The sequence below is a fragment of the Salinispirillum sp. LH 10-3-1 genome, from assembly GCF_030643825.1.
Taxonomy (GTDB): Bacteria; Pseudomonadota; Gammaproteobacteria; order Pseudomonadales; family Natronospirillaceae; genus Salinispirillum.
The window spans coordinates 3,424,063-3,447,575 of record NZ_CP101717.1; the positions used below are offsets into that span (position 1 = coordinate 3,424,063).

General features: G+C 54.0%; 22 protein-coding genes. 8 read left to right on the forward strand and 14 right to left on the reverse strand.

Annotated features, from left to right (window positions below; all coding sequences use genetic code 11):
* Positions 1–80: 80 nt before the first annotated feature.
* From NFC81_RS15745 to uvrD, 3 genes are all read right to left on the reverse strand, one after another.
* On the reverse strand, positions 81–2,246 hold the full coding sequence (locus tag NFC81_RS15745) for an alpha-amylase (protein WP_304995433.1): 2,166 nt from the start codon (positions 2,244–2,246) through the stop codon (positions 81–83).
* Positions 2,247–2,289: 43 nt separating this feature from the next.
* On the reverse strand, positions 2,290–2,697 hold the full coding sequence (locus tag NFC81_RS15750; RefSeq protein WP_304995434.1) for an acyl-CoA thioesterase: 408 nt from the start codon (positions 2,695–2,697) through the stop codon (positions 2,290–2,292).
* A gap of 86 nt (positions 2,698–2,783) precedes the next feature.
* Positions 2,784–4,934, reverse strand: a complete 2,151-nt coding sequence (gene uvrD / locus NFC81_RS15755; protein WP_304995435.1) for a DNA helicase II — start codon at positions 4,932–4,934, stop codon at positions 2,784–2,786.
* Positions 4,935–5,213: 279 nt separating this feature from the next.
* On the opposite strand from uvrD, the gene NFC81_RS15760 reads away from it, so the two are divergent.
* Positions 5,214–7,562, forward strand: coding sequence for a diguanylate cyclase domain-containing protein (locus tag NFC81_RS15760; RefSeq protein ID WP_304995436.1), 2,349 nt, complete (start codon positions 5,214–5,216; stop codon positions 7,560–7,562).
* A gap of 222 nt (positions 7,563–7,784) precedes the next feature.
* The gene (locus NFC81_RS15765; protein WP_304995437.1) at positions 7,785–7,979 is read left to right on the forward strand and encodes a PA3496 family putative envelope integrity protein; all 195 of its coding nucleotides are present in this window, start codon (positions 7,785–7,787) and stop codon (positions 7,977–7,979) included.
* A 132-nt stretch (positions 7,980–8,111) separates the two neighbouring features.
* Here the strand turns inward: NFC81_RS15765 and NFC81_RS15770 are convergent, their stop codons facing one another.
* From NFC81_RS15770 to NFC81_RS15780, 3 genes are all read right to left on the reverse strand, one after another.
* The gene (locus tag NFC81_RS15770) at positions 8,112–8,756 is read right to left on the reverse strand and encodes a thiol:disulfide interchange protein DsbA/DsbL (RefSeq protein ID WP_304995438.1); all 645 of its coding nucleotides are present in this window, start codon (positions 8,754–8,756) and stop codon (positions 8,112–8,114) included.
* A gap of 113 nt (positions 8,757–8,869) precedes the next feature.
* Positions 8,870–9,502, reverse strand: coding sequence for a c-type cytochrome (locus tag NFC81_RS15775; RefSeq protein WP_304995439.1), 633 nt, complete (start codon positions 9,500–9,502; stop codon positions 8,870–8,872).
* Positions 9,503–9,565: 63 nt separating this feature from the next.
* Positions 9,566–9,880, reverse strand: a complete 315-nt coding sequence (locus NFC81_RS15780; protein ID WP_304995440.1) for a c-type cytochrome — start codon at positions 9,878–9,880, stop codon at positions 9,566–9,568.
* A gap of 32 nt (positions 9,881–9,912) precedes the next feature.
* On the opposite strand from NFC81_RS15780, the gene yihA reads away from it, so the two are divergent.
* A complete protein-coding gene (gene yihA, locus NFC81_RS15785; protein WP_304995441.1) occupies positions 9,913–10,530 on the forward strand; it encodes a ribosome biogenesis GTP-binding protein YihA/YsxC in 618 nt (205 codons plus the stop codon).
* Between the two features lie 38 nt (positions 10,531–10,568).
* Here the strand turns inward: yihA and cyoE are convergent, their stop codons facing one another.
* The 4 genes from cyoE to NFC81_RS15805 are packed head-to-tail and all read right to left on the reverse strand — an operon-like array spanning position 10,569 to position 13,735.
* Positions 10,569–11,474 carry a heme o synthase gene (cyoE, locus tag NFC81_RS15790; RefSeq protein ID WP_304995442.1) on the reverse strand — a complete coding sequence of 302 codons (906 nt, stop codon included), beginning with the start codon at positions 11,472–11,474 and terminating at the stop codon, positions 10,569–10,571.
* A complete protein-coding gene (locus NFC81_RS15795) occupies positions 11,464–12,477 on the reverse strand; it encodes a COX15/CtaA family protein (protein WP_304995443.1) in 1,014 nt (337 codons plus the stop codon). The genes cyoE and NFC81_RS15795 overlap by 11 nt, the downstream gene beginning before the upstream one ends.
* A gap of 6 nt (positions 12,478–12,483) precedes the next feature.
* Entirely contained in the window at positions 12,484–13,026 is a 543-nt protein-coding gene (locus NFC81_RS15800; RefSeq protein ID WP_304995444.1) for a hypothetical protein, read from the reverse strand.
* Positions 13,019–13,735: an SURF1 family protein gene (locus tag NFC81_RS15805; RefSeq protein WP_304995445.1), complete on the reverse strand. Its 717-nt coding sequence runs from the start codon at positions 13,733–13,735 to the stop codon at positions 13,019–13,021. Before NFC81_RS15805 ends, NFC81_RS15800 begins: the two co-directional genes overlap by 8 nt.
* A 14-nt stretch (positions 13,736–13,749) precedes the next feature.
* Here NFC81_RS15805 and NFC81_RS15810 point away from each other — a divergent pair, with 14 nt between their 5' ends.
* A complete protein-coding gene (locus NFC81_RS15810) occupies positions 13,750–13,962 on the forward strand; it encodes a DUF2909 family protein (protein WP_304995446.1) in 213 nt (70 codons plus the stop codon).
* A gap of 113 nt (positions 13,963–14,075) precedes the next feature.
* Here NFC81_RS15810 and NFC81_RS15815 read toward each other — a convergent pair whose 3' ends face one another.
* Genes NFC81_RS15815 through coxB form a run of 4 tightly spaced genes read right to left on the reverse strand, consistent with a single transcriptional unit; the run spans position 14,076 to position 18,328 of the window.
* Positions 14,076–14,972 carry a cytochrome c oxidase subunit 3 gene (locus NFC81_RS15815; protein WP_304995447.1) on the reverse strand — a complete coding sequence of 299 codons (897 nt, stop codon included), beginning with the start codon at positions 14,970–14,972 and terminating at the stop codon, positions 14,076–14,078.
* Positions 14,973–15,539, reverse strand: a complete 567-nt coding sequence (locus NFC81_RS15820; RefSeq protein WP_304995448.1) for a cytochrome c oxidase assembly protein — start codon at positions 15,537–15,539, stop codon at positions 14,973–14,975.
* 27 nt (positions 15,540–15,566) lie between these two features.
* A complete protein-coding gene (gene ctaD / locus NFC81_RS15825) occupies positions 15,567–17,162 on the reverse strand; it encodes a cytochrome c oxidase subunit I (protein ID WP_304995449.1) in 1,596 nt (531 codons plus the stop codon).
* Between the two features lie 11 nt (positions 17,163–17,173).
* The gene (coxB, locus tag NFC81_RS15830; RefSeq protein WP_304995450.1) at positions 17,174–18,328 is read right to left on the reverse strand and encodes a cytochrome c oxidase subunit II; all 1,155 of its coding nucleotides are present in this window, start codon (positions 18,326–18,328) and stop codon (positions 17,174–17,176) included.
* A gap of 198 nt (positions 18,329–18,526) precedes the next feature.
* On the opposite strand from coxB, the gene NFC81_RS15835 reads away from it, so the two are divergent.
* The 4 genes from NFC81_RS15835 to NFC81_RS15850 all read left to right on the forward strand — a co-directional run bounded on the left by NFC81_RS15835 (position 18,527) and on the right by NFC81_RS15850 (position 23,466).
* Positions 18,527–19,858 carry an MATE family efflux transporter gene (locus tag NFC81_RS15835; protein ID WP_304995451.1) on the forward strand — a complete coding sequence of 444 codons (1,332 nt, stop codon included), beginning with the start codon at positions 18,527–18,529 and terminating at the stop codon, positions 19,856–19,858.
* 175 nt (positions 19,859–20,033) lie between these two features.
* Positions 20,034–20,609, forward strand: a complete 576-nt coding sequence (locus NFC81_RS15840; protein WP_304995452.1) for a hypothetical protein — start codon at positions 20,034–20,036, stop codon at positions 20,607–20,609.
* A 33-nt stretch (positions 20,610–20,642) separates the two neighbouring features.
* Positions 20,643–21,518, forward strand: a complete 876-nt coding sequence (locus NFC81_RS15845; RefSeq protein ID WP_304995453.1) for an alpha/beta hydrolase — start codon at positions 20,643–20,645, stop codon at positions 21,516–21,518.
* Complete coding sequence (locus tag NFC81_RS15850) at positions 21,457–23,466, forward strand: ATP-binding protein (RefSeq protein ID WP_304995454.1); 2,010 nt, start codon at positions 21,457–21,459, stop codon at positions 23,464–23,466. Before NFC81_RS15845 ends, NFC81_RS15850 begins: the two co-directional genes overlap by 62 nt.
* Positions 23,467–23,513: the final 47 nt, after the last annotated feature.

Sequence of the window (23,513 nt, forward strand, 5' to 3'; positions counted from 1 at the left end):
TACTATACTCGCGGCGATGAACACCGTCAACAACTTCCTACGGGTAATCAATCACTTAGGGCTAAAATCAGAAATTGTCATTATTGCGCCTGCGGATAACCCACAAAGGCCACAACAACAGCGTCAGTATCGGTTTGCCGACTGAACACATAGGGCTGCTCCGACAGCTTTTGATGCGCGCCTCCGCCGATGGCCGGGTGGCGCGCCCGAAACTGTCCCAGCGTCTGCCAGTGCGCCAGCAAGGCTTCGCGTTGTTCGTCCAGCTCCCACAGCATGGGCGAGCGGGTGCCCTGATGAAAGTCAGAACCAAAGGCACCGTGAGGACGACCGACCTCATCCCCGTAGTAAATCTGCACCGCACCCGGCAACAACAGCAAGGCGGCAGCGGCACCCTTTTGCAACGCAAAGTCTTCGTATTGGGCAAAGAATAATCGCGTATCGTGGCTCGACAAATACGTTAATCCGTTAAATTCCGGGTCGCTGTGAACGGCATCGGCATAAGCACGGAACACCGGCTCCGCTAGGGGTAGGCATTGCGCGGCCTGCAACCCGCCGCGCTCCTGGTATTCAAAGTTGATGATGGCGTCGAAGCCATAATCAAAGTAATAATCTTTGAACATACCATGTGCCCAAACCTCGGCGACCATCCAAAAGGGCTCATACGGCAAGGGATTTTGCGGATTCTCATCGTGCCACGCCCGATGCGCTGCAGTAGCGGCTTCCTTGAGGGCGACCCAATGCTCCAGCTCGATGTGCTTCACGGTATCGGCCCGAAAGCCATCGACCCCAAACTCGCGCACCCAGCGCACATGCCAGTCGATCAAATAGTCCATCAGGGTTGCGTCAGCCAGCTCGGTGGCTCCGGTATCGGCCTTACCGGCTAATTGCGGAGGCAAGCGCTTCGGCGTGGTGTCTTCGGTCAGGAAATCCGGTAAACCGGCCAAGTTCATGGTCAAGTCACCCGATCCCGGGCGGCGGTAGCCGGGGCGGTCTGCACGCACCCACTCAGGTCCCCACCAGTCATCCCATTGTGGGCTTTGCCAATCAATCAGCTCACCGTAACTGTGCCAATTCTCGCCCACTCCGGGCGTCCAATCGTGCCAACGCGGTGGCAGCTGGGTTGCTGCGCCCGGTTTTAACACATCAATACCCTGCATTTGCAGGTCCGCCAAGGTGGGGTAACCCACATGATTGAGTACCACATCGAGAATCACCTTGATGCCACGTGCATGCGCCGCGCTGACTAATGCTCGTAGATCCTCTTCGGTACCAAAGTTGGGATCTAAACGGGTGAAGTCGAGCGCCCAGTAGCCATGGTACCCATAGAACGGGAAGTCACCGGTACCGCCGCCGACAAAGCCATGTACCTGCTCCACCAGGGGCGTTAACCAGACCGCACTGACACCCAATGCTTGCAAATAATCCAGATGCTGTATCACCCCAGCAATATCGCCACCATGAAAGGTGCCAATTTCGTCCGCCCCATCTGGACGCCGCCCCAATGGGTAGTCATTACTCGGGTCGCCGTTGGAGAAACGGTCGGTCATGATCATATAGACGGTGGCATTTTCCCAGGTATTGGTCTGTGCGGGTGCCCGTGCAGCCTCCAGCAGCACTAAGCCGTGGCTCTCTGGCGCTGGTGTAATATAGACCTGACCTTGATTCACTTGAGCCCTTTGCCCGCTGTAGAAGTCGCGTACCCATTGGCCCTCGGCAAAAGCATCACCCACTGGAATTGCCACCGCGTGGCCTGACCATACGGGACACTGCACTGGTGGTGGCTGGCGGCGGGGTGGCGCAGCGGCGGCCGTGGTGGCACGCACAATACTAACTCGATAGGTGCCGCGCTCTTGGGTGAGGGTAAAGTGGTAATTGCCGGGCAACACAACGCGCGTTTCAAACCAGCGGTCACTGCAGGCTTGCAACTCATGTGGGGTATTAAAGGCGGCGAGGCCTGAATGATCTGGTGGGGCTCCGAAGTCGCGCTCACAGCCTGCGGACTCAGCACTGACGCGCCAACGCACCGTGCCACGTGTCAAGGCAACCGTAGCACGGCGCTCGTCGGCGGCGCTGCCGGTCAGTACCGTAGATTCTGCTACATCCATGGCGTCGCTGCTGAGCTGCAAGATCGGTTGCGGGTTATTTTGCGCACCCACGTTGAGGGGCAAGAGGGCGGACGCGCAAACCAAGAAGGCACGCACAACGGCAGCTGGCCCTAGTGCGCTGCGGATAAAGGAACGCAACATAAAGACATCTCCAAGTTCAATGCATCGAATGAGAGTGTCTGTTTCAGGTAGTCTTTGCGGTCTCTGGAATCGGCCGTATACGGCGCTGCTCGTCGATGGCGACGTAGGTAATTTCTGCTTCCGTTACCTTTTGCCGCTGATCTTCTTCCGGCATACGACACCAGACTTCAACGGTAACACGTAACGAACTGCGACCAATTTGCTTCAACATGGCGTAGCAGCACACCACCGAACCCACGCGCACCGGACGCACAAACGACATGTCGCCAATCGCCATGGTGGTGACGCGACCACGAGCAATCTTACTCGCCATCAGTGAAGCAGCGGTATCCATCTGAGTGACCAACCAGCCACCAGAAATATCGCCGTTCGGATTTGCATCACCAATCATTGGCACCACTCGGAGCATGAGCTCTCCTTGCGGGTTGGGCGAAAAACTGTCGTCGTACATGTGAGTCTTAGACCAGAGTGTTGTTATTGTGTTTGGGCCGATAGTATAACGACTGCGCCGCCACAACTACAGGGAACAGAAAAAAACTAGCCGATGACTTCCAATTTGGCGAATTGATACACCAATTGCTTCACGCCTTCGTCAGCAAAGTTGACCGCCACCGTGGCATTAGGTCCGACGCCCTCGAAATTCAGTACCACGCCATCGCCAAAAATAGGGTGGCGTACCAAGGCACCGAGCTGAATGGGCGCCGGCTGGTCCTGTACCGCACTGCCTTGCCAACTGACCGGGCGCGACACCTGCATGTTCAAGCGCACTTCGGCAATCAAGTCGCCGGGTATTTCCCGCACAAAGCGCGACAGACGATTGAAATTGTCCTGCCCGTAGAGGCGGCGGCTTTCGGCGTGGGTCAGATACAGCTTTTGTTCCGCGCGGGTGATACCGACGTAGCACAGGCGACGCTCTTCTTCGAGCTGTTCAGGGTCCTCCAAGCAGCGCTTGTGCGGAAACAGACCTTCTTCCAAGCCAACCATAAAGACCACCGGAAATTCGAGGCCTTTGGCCGAATGCAGCGTCATCAGGGTAACCGCCGATTCGTGCTCATCAGCCTGCGACTCTCCCGCGTCCAAACTGGCTTGCGCCAGGAATTCGGTCAGTGGGTCTTGCTCTTCATCCACTTCAAAGCTGCGTAAGGCGCCTACCAGTTCCTGTAAGTTTTCGACGCGCGCTTGACCGCGCTCGCCTTTTTCCTGCTTGTGGTAGTCCACCAAGCCGGTCATGTCGAGCAGGGTGCTCATCAACTCAGCCAATTCAAGGTGTTTCCGACTGCTTTGGAGCTCTTCCAGCAAAGCAAAAAAAGCGGTCAGGGCGTTTGTCGCCTTGCTGCTGACCAGTTTCAACTCAATGCTTTGACGCGCCGCCTCCCACAGTGAAAAACCTTCTTCACGCGCCAGTTGACGGATCTTTTCGAGTGACTTTTCACCCACACCGCGTGGCGGCACATTGATGACACGCTCCATGGCGGTGTCGTCGAGCGGGTTGGCGATCAGGCGCAAATAAGCCAAGGCATTGCGAATTTCTAGGCGCTCGTAGAAGCGCATGCCGCCATAAATACGATACGGAATGCGGGCACGCAAAAGGGCTTCTTCGATCACCCGCGACTGGGCGTTGGAGCGGTAGAGAATAGCAGCGTCGTCAGCCGACTGACCCTCCTCGACCCAGGTTTCGATCTGCTCGGCAACAAAACGTGCTTCGTCTTGCTCGTTATAGGCCGCGTAGAGTTGTATTGGTTCGCCATCGTCACCGTCGGACCACAGCTCTTTGCCGAGGCGGCCTTGATTCTGTTCGATCACCGCATTGGCCGCCGCCAGAATGGTCTTGGTCGAGCGATAATTTTGCTCCAAGCGGATCAGCCGCGCAGCGGGAAAGTCGGTTTGAAACTGGTGGATGGTCTCAACCTTAGCACCACGCCAGCCATAAATGGATTGGTCGTCGTCGCCGACCACCGTAAGGTGCCCAGTAGTACCTAAAAGGATACGAATCCACGCGTATTGGATGGTGTTGATGTCTTGAAACTCGTCGACCAGTACATAGCGAAAACGCGCCTGATAGTGCGTTAATAAGGCCGGGTTATTACGCCACAACTCGTGCGCTCGCAGCAACAATTCAGCAAAGTCGACTACGCCAGCCCGATCACAGGCCTGCTGGTAGGCGGCATAAACGGCTTGGCAATGGCGGGCAAAGGGGTCCCGTGGCGGGGCCAGGTGTTCGGCGCGCTTACCTTCGTCTTTTTGCTCATTGATAAACCACTGCACTTGCTTGGGTTCCAGGGTGCTGTCCAATAAGCCGAGCTCGCTCATCGTGCGTTTGATCAAGCGCAGTTGATCGTCGCTGTCGAGGATTTGAAACTCCCGCGGCAAGCGTGCTTCGAGATGATGTTGCCGTAACAAGCGGTTGGCCAGGCCATGGAAGGTACCGATCCACATATCGCGTACCGGTTGCTCCAGCAAAGTCTCCAAGCGATGACGCATTTCGCGCGCCGCCTTGTTGGTAAAGGTCACCGCCAGCACGCCGGTAGGCGCCGCTAACCCGGTTTCTAACAGCCAGCCAATACGGTGGGTCAAAACCCGGGTCTTACCGCTGCCCGCGCCCGCTAAGACCAGCAAATGCTGCTCGTCGGCCTTCACCGCGTCGCGTTGCGGCGGATTGAGGCTGTGCAAACGGTCAATAATGGACATGTATTCCTCCGAAAGATGGCTTTTTACGGCACTGACGACTACCTTTAGGGCAGGAACCTCAGACAAGTTACGGTGTCCGATGGCAGCGCACTGGGGTATATATTCTTTATGGCAGGAACTGGAGACAGCTAAGGGCGTTATCGTTTTCCTGATATGCATCGGCATTCTAACTTAGCTGTATATATATACAAGAAGATGCACTTTTCACCGTTATCAGTCGCCCACCAAAGTCAGCCTCGCTGGCTGCGTTTCATACTGTTACGTCTGCGTCGGGCGCCCATGACAGCGCTCGGCTTGCTGCTCTTAGGCGTAAGCTGCAGTACAGCTGCTGTGCTTTGGTGGTGGTCGCCAATTAGCCCTCCTTGGTTTTTAACCATTGGCCTGGCGGCGCTGGCCGGCACTTCCTGGCTGATCAACATTTATCAGTATTTTGGCGCGCGCGAGCAAGCACTCAAACAACGACGCTTGCGGCACTCACTGCATCAAAGACGCGCCGATATGGCGCGCTTGGTCGATGATCGCACTCTCGCCTTGGCACAAAGCAACCGTCAACTCAGCACCGAAATGCGCCTGAATAACGCCTACACGCGTGCGCTACAACAGAGTGAACAAAAGCTGCAGTTAGCCATGCATGCCAGTCATTTGGCGGTATGGGACTGGGACATCAACCATCGTACGCTGACCATTGATGGTCCGGATGGCGCCTTTGGCCAACGCTCCCAGGGCGAACTACTGAGCCTTCGACAATTTGTCCACCCAGATGATTTCCCGCAAGTAAGACGTGCCATCATGGAACACCTTAAGGGGCGTTCGGCGCGCTTAGTGTTGCGTTATCGAACCAACACGGCGGAACCGCGCTGGGTGGAAGACATTGGCCGCACGATCTCCTACGATGCCCGCCGTCGTCCGGGGCGGGTATTGGGAACACGCCGCGACATCACCAACGAGGTGACCCGTGAACGCGAACTGACCTTGGCCGCCAGTCTGTTTAATGGCACCCGAGACCCGCTACTGGTATTGGATACGGACTTCCGTGTTACTGCCATGAACCCCGCGTTTTCTGACATGATTCGGCGCTCCCCGGCGGAATGGATAAATCACGCGTGGCAACATTGCAGTCACAGTGAGCTGATTGAACGCATCAGCGACAGTCTGCAACAGCGTGGCCACTGGGAGGGTGACATACTCGAGAAGCGTGCCGACGGCACGGCTTTTCCATTGTTTATGAGCATCCGCTCGGTGTACGCCGGCAGCAAGGTTGAGCATTACCTGTGTTTCTGTCGTGATCTCAGCCTCCAGCAAAGCACCACTACCCGTAAGCTCGACCATTTCGACGCCTTAACAGGGCTACCGAACCGCGATTACTTTCATCAACACCTAGACTACTATCGGCGGATGGACCGTCTGCCAACAGAGCAGCTGGCGCTCGGGCTGCTGAATCTTGATGGCTTTCAACACATCAACACCACGCACGGCCACGCTACCGGCGACCAAATGCTGGAGCACATCGCCGCTCGCCTAAATCAATATGGCGCCCCCCTCATTATGGTGGCTAGACTGACCGGCGATGAGTTTGCCTTGCTGTTTTCGCATTATGAAACCGCAGAACGTTTGAAACACCTCGCCATGCAAATCGTACAGGATATTCATCGGCCATTGATGCTCGAACACGCAGAGGTGTTGACCAGCGCGTCACTCGGCTTGGTGGTGCTGGATCAGAACAATGTACATCAGTGCCTCAGTGACGCCCGCAGTGCGTTACAAGAAGCAAAAATCAATGGCGGGAATCAAGTGGTGCTGGCAGGCCAGCCCCTACAGTACACCGACGCTGAGCGTGCCACCATCGCTGGTTACCTTAAAGATATTCTGGCCAACCTGCAGACGCCGCTACTGTATTTAACGCAGTTTGAGCCCACGCAGGGTTTACCCTACGGCATCCGTGCGCACGCTGTACTAGGTGACGACCGGCAATGGCAACGTGATGAACCGTTGTTTCAGTTAGCGCGTGAGCGTCAGTTGGAAGACCGACTGTTGCATCAACTTCTGAGTGAAGCCATACGTACGCTGCAAAGCATTACCGTCCCTGCGCTTTATGCAACTGCACCGGTATTGTCGTTTCCCGTAAGCGGTATGACTGCCAGCCAAGAGCACTTCAGTTCCGTCGTCCTACGGGCGATCAAAGACGCCCGTTGCGCTGCGCACCGAGTGGAAATTTCGCTGTTGGCACACCATCTGGACACCAGCCGCTATGAAGCCATTCTCAAACAGCTGGCCTTATTGCGCGACCATGGCGTTCAAATCAGTATGGAGTGCCTCGGTTGCACCAACTTGTCGCTGGATGAACTCAGTCGTCTGCCACTGACCACCTTGCGTGTCGGCTATGCGATGCTTCAAGCACGCCGAACCAACCAGCAAACACACCTTCTACTCGGTGTGGCACAACAACTGGAATGGCATATTGCCGTCACCGGTATCGTCAGCGTACCCACCCCAGAAGTATTGGCGGAGCTGGATATTTGCTCACTCGAAGGGCCCTTTTACGTCGAACCATTAAAAGGCGAGACGCTGAATACCTACTTACAACACCATAACGACGACACCGATCAGTCGCCGTTGCTCCTTCACTAACCCTCCCTTGATTGGCACTGCACTTGCTTAACCAGAGCATGACGCTGCTAATGCCTAAAAATGCGCCCTAATTGTCATCTATTGGTCAGAAACTGAGCATAGAATTTGTGCCTGTATCGCCAATGTTTTAAAATGGGGCAGCCTTAAAAAGGCGTTGGCAGAAAAAAAATAACAAAAGGCAAGATCTAAAGATCCTGCTGCTGCTTTATCAAGGAGTCGTGTATGTCAGTGAACTTGTTTGAAATCGAGTTGGCAAATATCGAAGATGATAGTCTGCACAAGGCATCAGAGAGCAATGAAAACAAACGCCACAATAATCACCGCAAATTAGCGGCACGTCGTGCAGTAGAAGATCACTTGGAACGCCAGAAGTTACGTCAAGAGCTGGGTGACTGGGACTTAGAGTTATTGGGCTAGGTTGAACTTAAACCAGCCGGTTAATACCACCGGCTGGTTTTGTCTAATCAACCCCGCATCGGGTCACAGCGTACTGTTGAGCCCGAGGGGGTTTCGTCCTCCGAAAAAGACTGACGTGCCATTGCAACGTCTTTATTGAGCGGCGACCTGTAGCGCCAATTGCTGAGCAATACGCAGCATGTCTTCGTTGGTTCTTACGCCGGGCAAACCACTCTCAATCAGATAACGGCCATTCACCAAAACAGACGGCGTGCCTCGCACTTGCGCCTGCGCGGTCATGTTTTGTGCTACGCGTGTTTTGGTACGCACGGAAAACGAATTAAACATTTGCTGAAAGCGATCTTCTGAAACGCCTTGCCGAGCAAAGAAAGCCGCCAAATCACGCTCCGTCCGCAGGTTATTCCGATTAACGAATATTTCGTTGTAGATCGCCATGTGTGTGTCTTCCGGCATGTTCAGGAACTGCCAAGTGTAGAACGCGCGCCCATGCAGCTCGTGTACTGGGCTGAAGGTCGCTGGAACTTCCTCAAAGACCAAGTTATCAGGCAACTCGGCTTTGAAGCGCTGAATCGCTGTTTCTAAATTAAAACAATGGATACATCCGTACCAGAAAAATTCTTGAATGATGCCGTCTTTGCCCGAAGGGATAGCGACATTTAAGGGCTGGGCAATGACCCGATAGTGGGTACCTTCTTGTAACGCTTGGGCTTGTACGGTTACCGCCAGGAGTAATCCCGCGACAAGGCTACTGAATACAGCAATACTACGTCGTAACATGGTTATGTCCTGTGTTGTTTGGCAATCAGCCTAACATTTTATGTTCCGCTATTAGACATAAAAAAGACGGCCAAGGCCGTCTTTTTACAGTTGCTTTAACCTAAACTTGGGGATCAATGCAGTCCTTGGATATAGGCCGCCACGGCTTCAATTTCGAAGTCGCGCATTTTGTACGCCACACTGCGCATCATCATGCTCTCGCCATCAGTCATACGGGCATCAGCAGCGGGTTCTGCGGCACGGTAACCTTCACGGAAAGCGTAGAGTTGCGCGGCGGTGTAAGCCGCATGCTGACCACTGACGCGCGGGAAACCGGCCGGTGCATTACCGTTACCGTTCGGTCCATGGCAAGCGATACAGGCTGCAACGCCAGACTCCACGATACCACCACGGTAAATACGCTCACCCAACGCAACCAATTCGGCATCTGCCTCACCTACGGTACCGGTTTGCGCCTCGTAAAAAGCCGCCAGGTCCCACATGTCCTGCTCACTCAAGGGAGCAGCGAAACCCGACATAACCGCGTTAACACGGTCACCTGTTTGAAATGCCAGTAACTGCTCAAAGGTGTAGCGAGCATTTTGGCCAGCCAACTTGGGGTTGGCCGCGTCGGCACTGTTACCGTCCGTGCCGTGGCAAGCTGAACAGGTTACTGATAATGCTTCACCGCGAGCGACGTCGCCCTCTGCTTGTGCGAATGCAACGAGCCCGAACACTGCGAGCGCTGCCGTGATGGTCTTTTTCATTGTGCCTTCCAATATTAAGTAGGGGTATAAATCTGAGATGGGCGTTAGTTTAACCATCCGCGCCTATGGGAGCAATTGTTGCGGCAACATCTCTTCCAATGCCGCCACGAAATCGTCATAACTGCAACGCTGACAATAGCCTTTTGGGGGCATGCGGCGTGAGCCTTGCCAACCGCGCTCCGCAATCTCGTCAAAACTATGCTGTGCCAAGCGCGCGCTCCAATCCGACACATCGCCGCTGCGTGGCGCACCCGCGATACCGCGAGCATGGCAACTGGCGCAAAAGCGTTGCACAACCTCTCCGGGCGCAAACTCTGTGGCGAATACCCCACTGCTGAGCAACAATAGAAGAAAGATTTTGCTACACTGCCGCATCATAACTCTTTAACCATACCCTGAGTCGGGCCCTTATGACTGAGCTAATCAATTTTCATCAAGCGCAATTCATGTTGAGTGCGCCTTCCCTCAAATTCTGTCCGCCCGATACCGGTGCGGAAATCGCCTTTGCCGGGCGATCCAATGCAGGTAAATCCAGTGCATTGAACACCTTGACGCAAAGCCGCAAACTGGCGCGCACCAGTAAAACACCGGGGCGCACGCAACAAATCAATTATTTCCACTTTGGCTCTCCGGGCCTGCGCCTAGTGGATCTGCCCGGTTACGGTTTTGCCCGTGTTGAAAAGGCGCTGAAGAAAGCCTGGGACGCGCACCTCGAGGAGTATTTACAAAAGCGCACTTCACTCATTGGCTTGGTGCTGCTGATGGATGTACGCCACCCCTTCAAGGAATTCGACCAAGCCATGTTGCAATGGGCAGTAGATGCCGATATTCCCGTTCACATCTTGCTGACCAAAGCGGACAAATTAAAGCGTGGCGCGCAGCAAAAAGCCTTGTTGGAAGTGCGTAAAAGCATTGAGGAAGTGGCAGATACCGTCAGCGCACAGCTCTTCTCCTCACTCAAAGGCACCGGCACCGATGCCCTAACCGCCAAGCTCTCCGAGTGGTATCGCCCCTACCAAGCGACCTAGGCCGCACCCTCAGGCAACTGGCCAGCACCCGTTAGGGCTCAGCTGGCAGTGCCTAAAAACATCGTCAAATAATGATCTGCCAACAACGCGGTAAACAACCACAATAAATAGGTGATGGAGTACTTAAACGTCGGCATGGCGTGCTTCACATCCTCACGCAGACGAAACGCCCAGTACAGAAAACGCAAATTCAATAAGATCGCTGCCAGCAGATACAGTCGGCCCGCTTCCAAGATCAAAAAAGGCAGTGCGGTCACGACGGTCAATAGGAACGTATAGAGAATGATGAACAGCTGAGTGTAGGCCACACCATGCGTCACGGGCAGCATCGGTACTTCAGCACGCGCATAGTCGTCACGGCGATGAATCGCTAGCGCCCAGAAGTGGGGCGGTGTCCAAGTAAAGACGATCAAGACCAACAACAAGGCCATCGGATCGACCTGTCCGGTGACGGCCACCCAACCCAATAACGGCGGCGCGGCACCGGCTAAACCACCGATCACGATGTTCTGTGGCGTGGCACGCTTCAGGAAACCGGTATAAATAAACGCATAACCCACCAATGCCGCCAAGGTCAGCCACATGGTCAGTACGTTAGTGAACACCACCAAGAGCACGCTACCAATCAAGGCCAGTACCGCAGCGAATGCAACGCCCATAGTGGGCGTTACCCGTCCCGTTGCTATCGGACGACGCTCGGTACGCTGCATCCTCTGATCAATACGTTCATCCACAATATGGTTGATCGCCGCGCCACTGGCCGCAACCAACGCGATACCGAGGTTGCCAAACACCAATACCCAGGGGTCTACCCAGCCGGGTGTCGCCAAAGCCATGCCGACCAATGAAGTAATGATCATCAGCAACACAACTTTAGGTTTGCACATTTCCCACAGATCAGCGCTCAAAGCGCGCCAGTCAGTGGTCGCAATACTATTTCCCATAGGACACCTCACGGTAAATTCGATACAGCAGGGTCACTACAGACAACAGGAACAACGCCGCCACACCATTATGTGCTGTGGCCGCCCACAAGGGAATGGCATACACTACGTTGATAATGCCCAAAGCAATCTGCACCGCCAGTAAGCCCACCATCACTGCCGCCAAGCGGCGTAAACCGGCGCGCAACGCCTGCCAGGCAAACAGCAGCGTCAACACCGTTAAAACCAACGCACCGACCCGATGAACGTAGTGAATAGCTGCTCGACCTTCGACGTCCAACTGCCCACCTAAGTAATTCGGCCCTACCTGCTGATTGAAGTCGAACCCGACATCATAGCCATAAGGATAGACCCAATACCCCTGACAGGTAGGAAAATCTGGGCAGGCCAATGCGGCATAGTTCGACGACACCCAACCGCCAAGAGCGATTTGAATGACCGTCATGACTAAAACGATAAGACCAAGACGCAGACTCAAGCCCCGAGTCTGGATAAGTTGGCGCGGTTGCCAACCCGAGTAACGCAACGTGAGCAACCAGAGCAGGGTGAAGGTCGTGAACCCGCCCAACAAATGTGCCGTGACGACTTGCGGCCACAGCTTCAAGGTTACCGTCCAGGCGCCAAAGGCCGCTTGCAATACTATGACCAGACCAATAAGGATGGGTAACTTAATAGGCTGCCCTGGCAGGTGACGATTCCGAAAAGTAATCCACCACAGACCCAGTACCATAAAGCCAAGAATAGCGGCGACATAACGGTGAACCATTTCAGGCCAAGTGATCGAATGGTCGACTGGAAAATCTGGCCAAGCCTCATTGGCCGCTTGAATATCAGCTTCCGCCAAGGGCGCCCACAGATGGCCGTAACACAGCGGCCAGTCTGGGCAGCCAAGACCGGCATCCACCAAGCGTGTGAACGCGCCTAAAGCAATGACGACAGAACAAAACAGCACTGACGCAAAGGCCAGTCGATAACCGGGACGAGACAAATGACGACTCAACATAATGCATCAACCTATAGATGAACGCTTTAGGAGGGTTTTCAGATCTTTCAGAACCTGCTCGTAGCGATGTTCACTATCGAACTTCATCATGACGTTACCCAGCGGGTCTACGACAAATAACTGCACAGGGTTTTCTTGTGCTAATGGCGCTAAGTTACCAGTGCTTTCTATCAGGCCAGGGTAATCTTGCTGCAGGGCCACGGGCTCTGTCGTCAGCAAGTGGCGGCGCACCCGCGTACTTTCTTTACCCAAGGCAATATGTACCTGTTGCACCCAGAACAACTGCTCTTCGCACGCTGCGTCACACCCCTCCAAACTGCTGGTCAGCAACCACCAGTAACGGTCTTCTTTTACTAATTGGGTGTCGGCAATATCGACCGGAGGCTGAATCAGAGCGCCCTGATTAACTGTATCCGTTGGCTGAACCCAACCGGAGAAATAGAGCAAGGTCGATGACAAGATGACCACCAATGGCGTCAGCAAAACAATATACAGTTGCCACGCTTTGTAGCCGGCCTTCGCCTGCGGTGTGGTGTTAGCGCTATTCATGTTTACCTCGTTGCAAATCAGCGGCGCGATGAACGCCCCAAATCAAGAAACCTATAACCAATACCACGGCCAAACCGAACCACTGAATGGCGTACCCTAGGTGGCGCTCTGGTGCCATATTCACCGGCTGCCAAGCATCCACTAACTGCCAGTCCTGCGGCGTTTTTACCTGAACAAGCAAGGTTGCTGGCTCGATAAAGCTTCCTTCTGGCGTCCGCTCAAGGCTTTGCACGCGCCAACGTTGTAGCCCCATGTCTTCAGCCGGGCCAGTCAACATGGGCTCCGGTGGGCGTGGGCGAACCTCGCCCTCTATCTGTTGCTGACCCAGCCAACGCTCGGGCTGCAACAATGGCAACTGGGTGCGCGGCCCCGATGCAGCGATAAACCCCAACTTCAGTAAAACGGGTGCAGCGCTATCACAATGCTGCGCTGGCAAAAAGACCTCATAACCCACTTGTCCGTCGTGTGTGCGGTTGTCGAGAAACCAGTGTTCACCGCCGACATCCACACAGAACCCGAGTTTAGTACCTGGCGCGTGTCGATCAAAACCTTGCCAAGGCCGAACTGCACCCTCTTGATCTTGCACATAATCAGCGAGGATCTGGTTTTTTTCCGCAGCCCTGTTAAGCTGCCAACTGCCAAGACCGAGCGTCAGCGGCAGAAAGAGGGCCACAAACAACGACATTGGCCAGCCTGGATTAAATCGCATCTGGACTCATTCCCATGCTAAAAATACTGATTGTCCTACTGACCATCGCCATGATTATTGCCTTGATTACCGCAGCAAAACACCTTTGGACGACCACCAGTGGGCAAAAAACACAATACTGGCTAATGTGGCGGGTCGCTCTGGCCGTGACACTGATTGTTACGATCCTGTTCGGCGTATTCTCCGGACAACTGACAATGCAAGCACCGTGGCACGGCACCTATTAAATCGTTGACCACCAGCGCGCGCTGACTGGGCAGCGGCAGACAAAAACGCCGCCCAGTGGGCGGCGCCGATTTTAACAGAAAGGCCGATCAAAATCAGCCTTTAGCGACAATCGCTAGATCAGGTAGACCAGCACAAACAGAATCAACCAGATCACATCAACAAAGTGCCAATACCACGCCGTCGCCTCGAAACCGAAGTGATCGTTCGCCGTGAAATGACCTTTAAATACCCGCACCGCCATCACGATCAACATGATGGTACCCAAGATCACGTGCGCGCCGTGGAAGCCGGTCAGAATAAAGAACGTTGAACCGTAGATGCCTGAATTCAGGGTCAAGCCAAGGTGTGCATAGGCTTCATAGTACTCGTACGCCTGCAAGCACAAGAACACCAACGCCAAAGCGATGGTGGCAACCAGCCATTTCTTCAGTTGGCTACGGTGCCCGGCAATCAACCCGTGATGGGCGAAATGCAACGTCACACTCGAGGTCACCAGGATGATGGTATTGATCAACGGCAGCATCCAATGCATGGCTTCACGTGGACCCGGTACTTCTGACGGAACCGGATTGGTCAGCAATGGCCAGGTATAGGTAAAGCCGTCATACAGCATACCGGTCACCGCTTTAGCGCCTTCACCGGCCATCCAAGGCAGCTCGAACAAGCGGATATAAAACAGCCCGCCAAAGAACGCGGCAAAGAACATCGCTTCAGACACGATGAACCATTTCATCGAGTACACGAAGGAAGCTTTAAGCTGCGCACTGTTCATGCCCGCCATGTTTTCCTTTGCCACGATCACAAACCAGTTGTACATGGTCGCTGCCAAGACCAAAGCACCGGCAAAGAATACCCAGATACCCAAATGGCTGTCGGTCATTCCCGCGCCTTTTTGGAGCATTAAGGCGGTACCAATGACGGTCAGGAACAGCGCGAACGCCATCCAAATAGGAAGTTTACTTTGCTCCGGCACGTAGTAGGCCGGAGTCTTACCTGAAGCTGCTGACATTTATAGTTTCTCCTTCACTCGCGACTTTGCTACATCCGGTAGATTAAACAGGGAGTAGGAAAGGGCAATGCTCGTTATCTGTTCTGGTACACGGTTATCGACAAAAAAGTGCATAGGCATTTCCATCGACTCGCCGGGCTCCAGTGTTTGTTGTTCGAAACAGAAGCACTCAATTTTGTGAAAGTATTCGGTGACGTAGAATGGACTGAGGCTCGGTACCGCCTGTGCCGTCATGGTCTGCCGCGTGGTGTTCTTAATATAGAACATCACCGTGGCCTGCTCACCGGGGTGCACATTGACAGTAGACGTCATGGCGCGGAATTCCCAGGGCATGTCGGCCTGATTACTGGCCAGAAAGTTCACTCGCAGTGAGCGACTTTCATCAACTTCCATGACATAAGCAGCACTGGTGGCGGACGTCGTCCGTCCGCCGATGCCGGTAATCTCACAGATCCAGTAATACATAGGCACCAGACCGATAAACACAAAGGCCACCATACCCACGGTGATCAACACCAGCTGAGTAACTACTTTAGCGTGCGACTTTGGTTTAGTTTCGTCAGTCATCGTATTAACCTTTATTCACGAATTCACTTACTTGATCACCGGCGGTTTTTCGAAGGTGTGGTAAGGCATTGGGCTCGGTAAATCCCACTCCAGACCTTCTGCACCTTCCCACGGCTTAGCTTCCGCTTTTTTGCCACTGATCACGCACTTCACGACGATGAACAGGAACAACAGCTGACTCAAGCCGAACAGGAACGCACCCATACTGGAAATCATGTTGAAGTTAGCGAACTGCAACGGATAGTCGGGGATACGACGCGGCATACCGGCCAAGCCTACAAAGTGCTGCGGGAAGAAGGTAATGTTGACCGCAATAAACGATAACCAGAAGTGTGTTTTCGCCAAACCTTCATGGAACATGTGACCAGTCCACTTCGGCAACCAGTAGTAAACACCGGCCATGATCGAGAACACAGCACCCGGCACCAGTACATAGTGGAAGTGTGCGACCACAAAGTAGGTGTCGTGATACTGGAAGTCAGCCGGAGCAATCGCCAGCATCAAGCCAGAGAAACCGCCGATGGTGAACAACACCACGAAGGCGATGGAGAACAACATCGGTACTTCGAAGGTAATCGAACCACGGAACATGGTGGCGATCCAGTTGAATACCTTAACCCCGGTCGGCACCGCAATGATCATGGTGGCGATCATAAAGAACATCTGGCCAACGAAGGGAATACCCACGGTAAACATGTGGTGTGCCCAAACGAAGAACGACAGGATAGCGATGGCCGCAGTAGCGTAAACCATGGACGCATATCCAAACAGTTTCTTACGTGAAAACGCAGGAATGATGGCGCTGACAATACCAAAGGCAGGCAGGATCATGATGTACACTTCAGGGTGACCGAAGAACCAGAACAGGTGCTGGAACAAAATCGGGCTACCACCACCGGCGGCGTTAAAGAACGACGTACCACCGGCAATATCCAGCAGCATCATGGTGATTACAGCAGCCAGAACCGGCATAACCATGATCAGCAAGAAAGCTGTGATCAACCAAGTCCAGACGAACAACGGCATCTTCATCCAGTCCATGCCAGGCGCACGCATGTTCCAGATGGTTACAATGATATTGATCGCACCAGCAATGGATGAAATACCCATGATGTGCATCGACAGGATAAAGAACACGGTAGACGGCGGACCGTAAGTCGTCGACAGCGGCGCATAGAACGTCCAACCGAAGTTAGGGCCACCGCCGGGCATGAACAGGGTACTTACCAACAACAAGAAAGCAAAAGGCAAAATCCAGAAGCTCATGTTGTTCAAACGCGGCAAGGCCATGTCGGGCGCCCCGATCATGACCGGGATCATGTAGTTAGCCAAGCCAACGAACGCTGGCATGACGGCACCGAACACCATGATCAAACCGTGCATGGTGGTCATCTGGTTGAAGAACTCAGGCTGTACCAGCTGCAATCCGGGCTGGAACAGCTCGGCGCGGATGATCATGGCAAAGAAGCCGCCTAACAAAAACATCGCAAAGCTGAACCACATATACATCGCACCGATGTCTTTATGGTTCGTTGTGTATACCCAACGGGTCCAGCCTTTCGCCGGACCGTGGTGGTCGTGATCCGCGTGCGCGTGATCATCATGAGCAGAAACAGCAGTCATGTTTGGCCTCCTTATAGTCCGGCTTTAAAGTTGATGACATCCATGGGCTCAATAACATCACCCATATTGTTACCCCAAGAGTTGCGGATGTAAGTCGCTACCGCAGCCAAATCCACGTCGCTCAACTGGTTGCCGAACGCTTGCATGGCGGTACCACGCACACCGTTCACCAAGACATCAATGGTCTCATCGGGCAAACCAACCACCTTAGGTGACCCAATCATCGATGGGAACACACCAGGAATACCCTGGCCAGATGTCTGGTGACAAGCGGCACAGAAGGTGTTGTAGACCTGCTGGCCACGGGTAGACAGCTCGTCCAGCGTCCATTCTTTCGAGGTCAACTCGGCCAAAGCAACGGCTTCCGCGCGCTGTTCGCTCATCCAATCGTCAAAGGCTTCCGGACTGACCGCTTCAACAACGATCGGCATAAAGGCATGGTCACGACCACACAACTCAGCGCACATACCGCGGTAGGTGCCTTCTTCCAAAATAAAGGTGTTGGCCGTATTGATGATGCCCGGCACGGCGTCTTTCTTCACTGCAAACGCGGGCACCCACCATGAGTGGATGACGTCGTTGGCGGTAATCAGAAAGCGAATAGAGCGATCCGTTGGCAGATACAGAGCATTGTCGACTTCGAGGAGGTAGTTTTCTGGCTTATCAACCACGTTCGCAATGGACTCTCGCGGTGTAGACATTGATGAGAAGAAAGACACTGGGGCTTCTCCACTGTCATCAATGTACGTGTAGCGCCAGCGCCACTGGTAGCCTTCGATCATCACAGTCACATCGGCCTGTGGATCGTCGGCATAGATTTTCGCCAGTGTAATGGTAGCCGGAACCGCCATACCGAGCAGGATAAGCAACGGAATAACCGTCCATACGACTTCCAGCTTGTGATTCTGGTCCCAGGTTTCGGCAACTGCACCACGTGATTTGCGATGCGCCCACATGGCGTAAAACATTACACCAAAAACCAAAACACCAATAACACAGCAGATGATGAAAATCAGCATGTGCAGGTTGTATACATCATTACTGATTTCGGTGACCCCACGGGTCATATTCACCTGCCACTCAGCACTGGCTAAGCCACTGAGTAGGCCAACAGCAATGAACACCACTGCTGTTGTCAGGCTCCGGAATCGAAGTCGGTTTAACATGCTTTACCTCGGCTCGACACTTTTTATAATTCGGACGAATGGCCTGTGAACACATTCACGGCCGGTTAGGATACTATTGTCGCGCAGTATATACGGGCTTGTTTTCATCTGACAGCCTTGCGCAGGCGCGACATTTAAGCCTTTTGTCAAAGGAAGGTCAACTTTCCAATAAGAATCAACGAGTTATATCCACTTAACGTGACTGAAAAAAAATTCTCCGAACGCTTGAAAAAAGCTCATGCCACCCACAGTCGCCGAGTCTGGCAAATCGCCTGGCCCTTGATGCTGGCAAATGTGAGTGCACCGCTACTGGGCTTGGTAGACATTGGTCTAATGGGGCACCAAGGAGAAAGCCGTTATCTTGCCGCCGTCACGCTGGGGGCGAATTTGTTTGCGGTGATTGCATGGGGGTTTAATTTTCTAACCATGGCGGCCAGCGGCAGCACCGCATGGCTGATGGGTCGCGGCGGTCGCGTGCTGGCTGTGCGCTGGCTATTGCGACTCCTCCCGCCCGTGGCGGTGCTGGGGTTGCTGCTCTTGTTTGCCACGCCATGGCTCATTCCACTCGGTTTGGCTTTTTATCAACCGAGCAGCGAATTGGCCAGCAGCGCCCAAACTTACCTCGCCATTCGTGCCTGGAGCATACCATTGGTGCTGGTGAACCTGTTATTGGCGGGCTGGTTTATTGGCATTCAGCTCACCCGAGTAAACTTATTCGCCACACTCTGTGCACAAGCTGTGAATATTCTGGTGAGTGTTTTCTTAGTGCTCGGCCTGAATCTGGGTATTGCAGGCGTTGCGGCTGGCAGTGTCATAGGTGATCTGGCAGCCTTTTTAATATACAGCGGCACCGCGTTTTACCTTTATAGACACAACTTATCCACGGTTATTCACAAGGATATCCCCAAACTTACCCACTATTTGAAGTTGGCCGCTCCGTTGATACTGCGCACCTTTACCTTGCTGTTCGCGTTTAATTATTTCAGCAAGCTAGGGCTTGGGTTGGGCACTGACTACGTGGCTGCTAATGCCGTCTTAATCAGCTTTTTGCTGGTCATCTCAACCCTGTTGGATGGTTTCGCCAACGCAGCAGAGGCTCTGGTCGGTCGAGCCGCCGGAGCCAGCCAGCGACAGCGCATACAAGCGGCTATTCTCGCCACCGGCCTGTGGTCAGCGTTGTTCGCGGTTGCCTTATGCCTGATCTTTGCCTTATTGCATGAGCCTGCCATCGCTCTACTGACAGACTTAAGCGAAATTCGTCAGCTAGCCGGCCAATATGTGATCTGGATGATCACCATGCCGCTCTACACTTGGTGGGCTTATTGGTTGGATGGAGTGTTTATTGGCCTGCAATGGGTACGCGCCATGCGCAATGTATTGATCCTCAGCGTGTTTGGCATTTACTGGCCACTCAGCTTAGTGGTGCCAATGGAGAGCAATCACAGTATTTGGGCGTTGTTTGCCCTCATGATGCTGTTGCGCAGCCTGATGATGTTGGGATGGCTGGGATTGCGTTGGAGCCGGCTCTGAAAAGTTAACATAAAATTACCCGTAAATGACTGGCGCGGGTGCGCAATCCACTATACTGGTGAATGCAGAACGAGGAGTTGGACTTAGCCTCCTTATTACTATGGATAACGTTCACCCTAGGGTTCCCGTCCAAACAATGGCACCACGATCCCTCTTACTTTCGAGCGCTAATCTCATGTCCATAACCGATATCGAAAAGACCATTCTGTTCGCGCGTGCTTGCGACGAACAGCGGCAGGACCAAACCTTAAGTCTGCCCACCTCTAACGCTTGGGATGAACGGGAACTGCGCGACTTTCTGAATCGCTACATTGAGCAGTTACCGGTATCCCTGAAAACCGCTGCCATGGCCGCGCGCCAATTATCTCTTGAAGACACGGTAGAGCCCATTTTGCAGGCCGTGGAAAGTTTCTTCATCAGCGAATGCGAACTCAGCTCACAGGGCGGGCTCACTGCCCTATTAGACAGAACCTATCTTGGGCATCGTATGCTCGAAGAACTCAACGATCACCTATTCGTGCGCACCGGACACTACCTGATACACACCGACATGACCGAAGCCAATCTGCTAGCGCATAGTTTGTTGGGCGACCCCTACGCCAGTGAACTGGACGGCATCGTAGCGCAAACACTGGATGCCCTGACCGGCGCGCTAAAGATTGCCAGCGGTGCCGGGCGGGCCCATAACACCGAACAAATGTTGAAACCTTTTGCAGTACAGGGGGACAAGCGTCTAAAGTTACCCTATTAACTTAACTTTTCCGCTCAAGGCAGACAGCAGATTATGATGGACTTTGACTGGCAGTGGTTTCCCGCCGAGTCGCCACGCGGCGTTTTGGTTATTTGTCACGGCATGGCGGAGCACCATGCCCGCTATACACCACTCGCACAATACATGGTTAAGCACGGCTGGCACGTGCTTACCTTTGACCACCCAGGACATGGCAGTAAAGCAGATCAGCCAGGCTATTTTGGCCCCGCTGGCTGGGATGCGGTGACCGACCGAATGGCGGTCATGTTGACCGAGGCCGCAACGCGTGCACCCGACCTGCCGCTTTGGTTGGTCGGCCACAGCATGGGTTCCTTTGCCGTCTTAGACTATGCCTGCCGTTTTCCACTGCCCACCCAATGCAAAGGCATCGCGCTGATTGCCACCGACTCACCGCAGACGCTGCCCAGCCTTGCGCTGGCCGGTGTAACCGGCTTGCTCGGCCGTGTATATGGCTGGACCACCAGCAGCAAACTGCTCAAAGCCCTGACTTTCGAGGCCTTCAACCGCCACTTCAAACCAAACCGCACCAGTGACGACTGGGTTTGCGGCGACGCTGCTGTGGTGGATGCTTACCAAGCCGACCCCCTGTGTGGCTTTGATTGCTCCATCGCGCTCTGGTCGGAGCTCAGTCACGTCTTCCGCCGTCTGAGCAAAAACAGTCACCTGAAAAATCTTCCGGCGAGCTGCCAAGTGGTCTTGTTGGCGGGCGGCAAGGACCCCGTCGGTCGCTTTGGTAAGGGCCCCCGGGCCTTAACCCAGCGGTTACGTAAACTGGGCTACAGCGCCGAGCTCAAACTTTACCCCAGCATGCGCCATGAGATACTGAATGAAAAAGATAAGTCATTGGTTTGGGCCGACTTTCAGCGCATGGTGTCGGACCTGTCGTAACGGCAACCTGGTTCTGCTGAGCTGGCTGATGGTCGGCATGGTCAGTGCCGATAGCATCGAACTGCACAACGGCGCGCATCGCTACGATCTGCATCACTATGCCTCGGGCGTGTGGCTGGAGCACTGGGAACCAGAATACGATGCCCCGGCGCGCACCTTCCCGTCGGCGGTACCTAATCGTGGCTTCGATGACGGTATCTTTCATTGGCGCGCCGATATCAGCAACCAAAGCGACGAGCAAATCTGGTACTTGGTGGTGCGCAATCCGTCCATTGACCGGCTGCGCATTTCCTACACCGCGTTGGCCGATGCCCCTTTTCATCAAACCGGAGACCATCAAAACCCGCAACGCCGCTTATTCCCCGGCAATCATTTTGTCATTCCGCTGACCTTCGACCTCACGCCGCAAACGCTCTACATCACGGCCACCAGCGATGACTGGCAATTCTACCCCATGATGCTCGTGAATCAGACCGGCTATCAAACCTTTGTACAGCAAGAAATGTTGGCCATTGGCGCGGTGACGGGACTTTTGCTGGCGGTCTTCCTGTTTAATTTGCTGCAAACCCTACTGAAAACCCATTGGTCGTTCCTGTGGGCTGCGGGTACCGCCATGCTGTGGGTCGTGCATGTGTGGTTCTGGTACGGCTTGGGCTATTTGTGGCTGTGGCCGGACAGCCCGTGGATGCAGCAACATATCTGGTACTTGCTACTGCCTTGTACCGGCGCATTGCTGTTGGCCTCGGTGGTGGCTGCCTGTACCCGCCGTCTCAGTCATTTGCATGTCAGCGTGTTGAACTGGGGTGCCGGCCTGGGGGCAGTTTTATTGTTGGGTAGCTATGTATTGCTGAGCAAGGCCGCATTCATCAACATCACCTGGCTGTGGTTTGCCCTGCTGTCGTTGTTGTTCCTGTATTGGACACGGCACGAACGCCGCATTTGGACGTTGCAAATGGTGTTGGCGGGCTATATTGGTTTGAGTGGGCTGTTCTTTCTCTATTTTTCCGTCAGCGCTCATTTGTTCAGCAGTCATATGCTGCTGCTGTTCTTACTGTTTGCTGTCCTCACTGCACTGCACTCATTCGCTGTGTACTGGCAGTACCACATGTCAGAGCAAAAAGCGTGGCGCGACCTACAGCGGCGCTCGCAGGCTTACGAAGATCAAGTCGATGAGGGGCGCGAGATTCTGGCTCGCTATCGCAGTGCATTGGAGTCCGGACGCTCCTGGCGTTATGCCTTTACCCGTAACCTGCAGCAGCGTTTTAACGTCATCGAGGCCGCTGTGACCCAGCTAAGACAATCCGTCTTGGCCGAAGAGCGCCACGAACTACTCAACCAAGCATTGGTAGCCAGCCAAGAAGGCGCGCGTTATATCAGCGATCTTAGCCACCTCGAACAGGTCTTGGCCGATGGCTACATCGTCGACCGCGAGCCCATGATGATCAACGATTGGCTCAGTCAATTCGATGCGTGGTTTGATACTCAAGAGGAAAGTGGACAGCTGTTCTTCCGCGCCGAGCTGACAGAACACACCGACCCGCCGCCGCCGGTTATCGGCCCAGCTACGACCTTACACACCATCTGTTTGCGTCTGTTGGAAAACGCTTTACAACACACACAAGCCGGCTTTGTGAAGTTATTGGTAGAAATGGAGGGGCTAACGGATGATGTGGTCTACTGTGCCTTCGAAGTACGCGATTCTGGCTCTGGCATGACGCCTGATTTGGTGGCTGCCATTCAAGCCTTTTGGCAGCAAGCAGCGACACCGGATCAGCAGCACCGACTTGGCTCAGGACTGACCATTGCATTGACGTTATTGCAAAAGCTGGACGCCAGCCTGCACGTCCAATCCACTGAAAAAGCCGGCACCAGCATACGCTTTGCCATCGCTCTTCAGCGGCAACACCAAGAACCCGAACTAGGATCTGAAAGCGCGCCTGCGCCGTAAGCCTCCTTTCACTGAGTAAAGTGGTCTTCTATACTGATTCACTCATG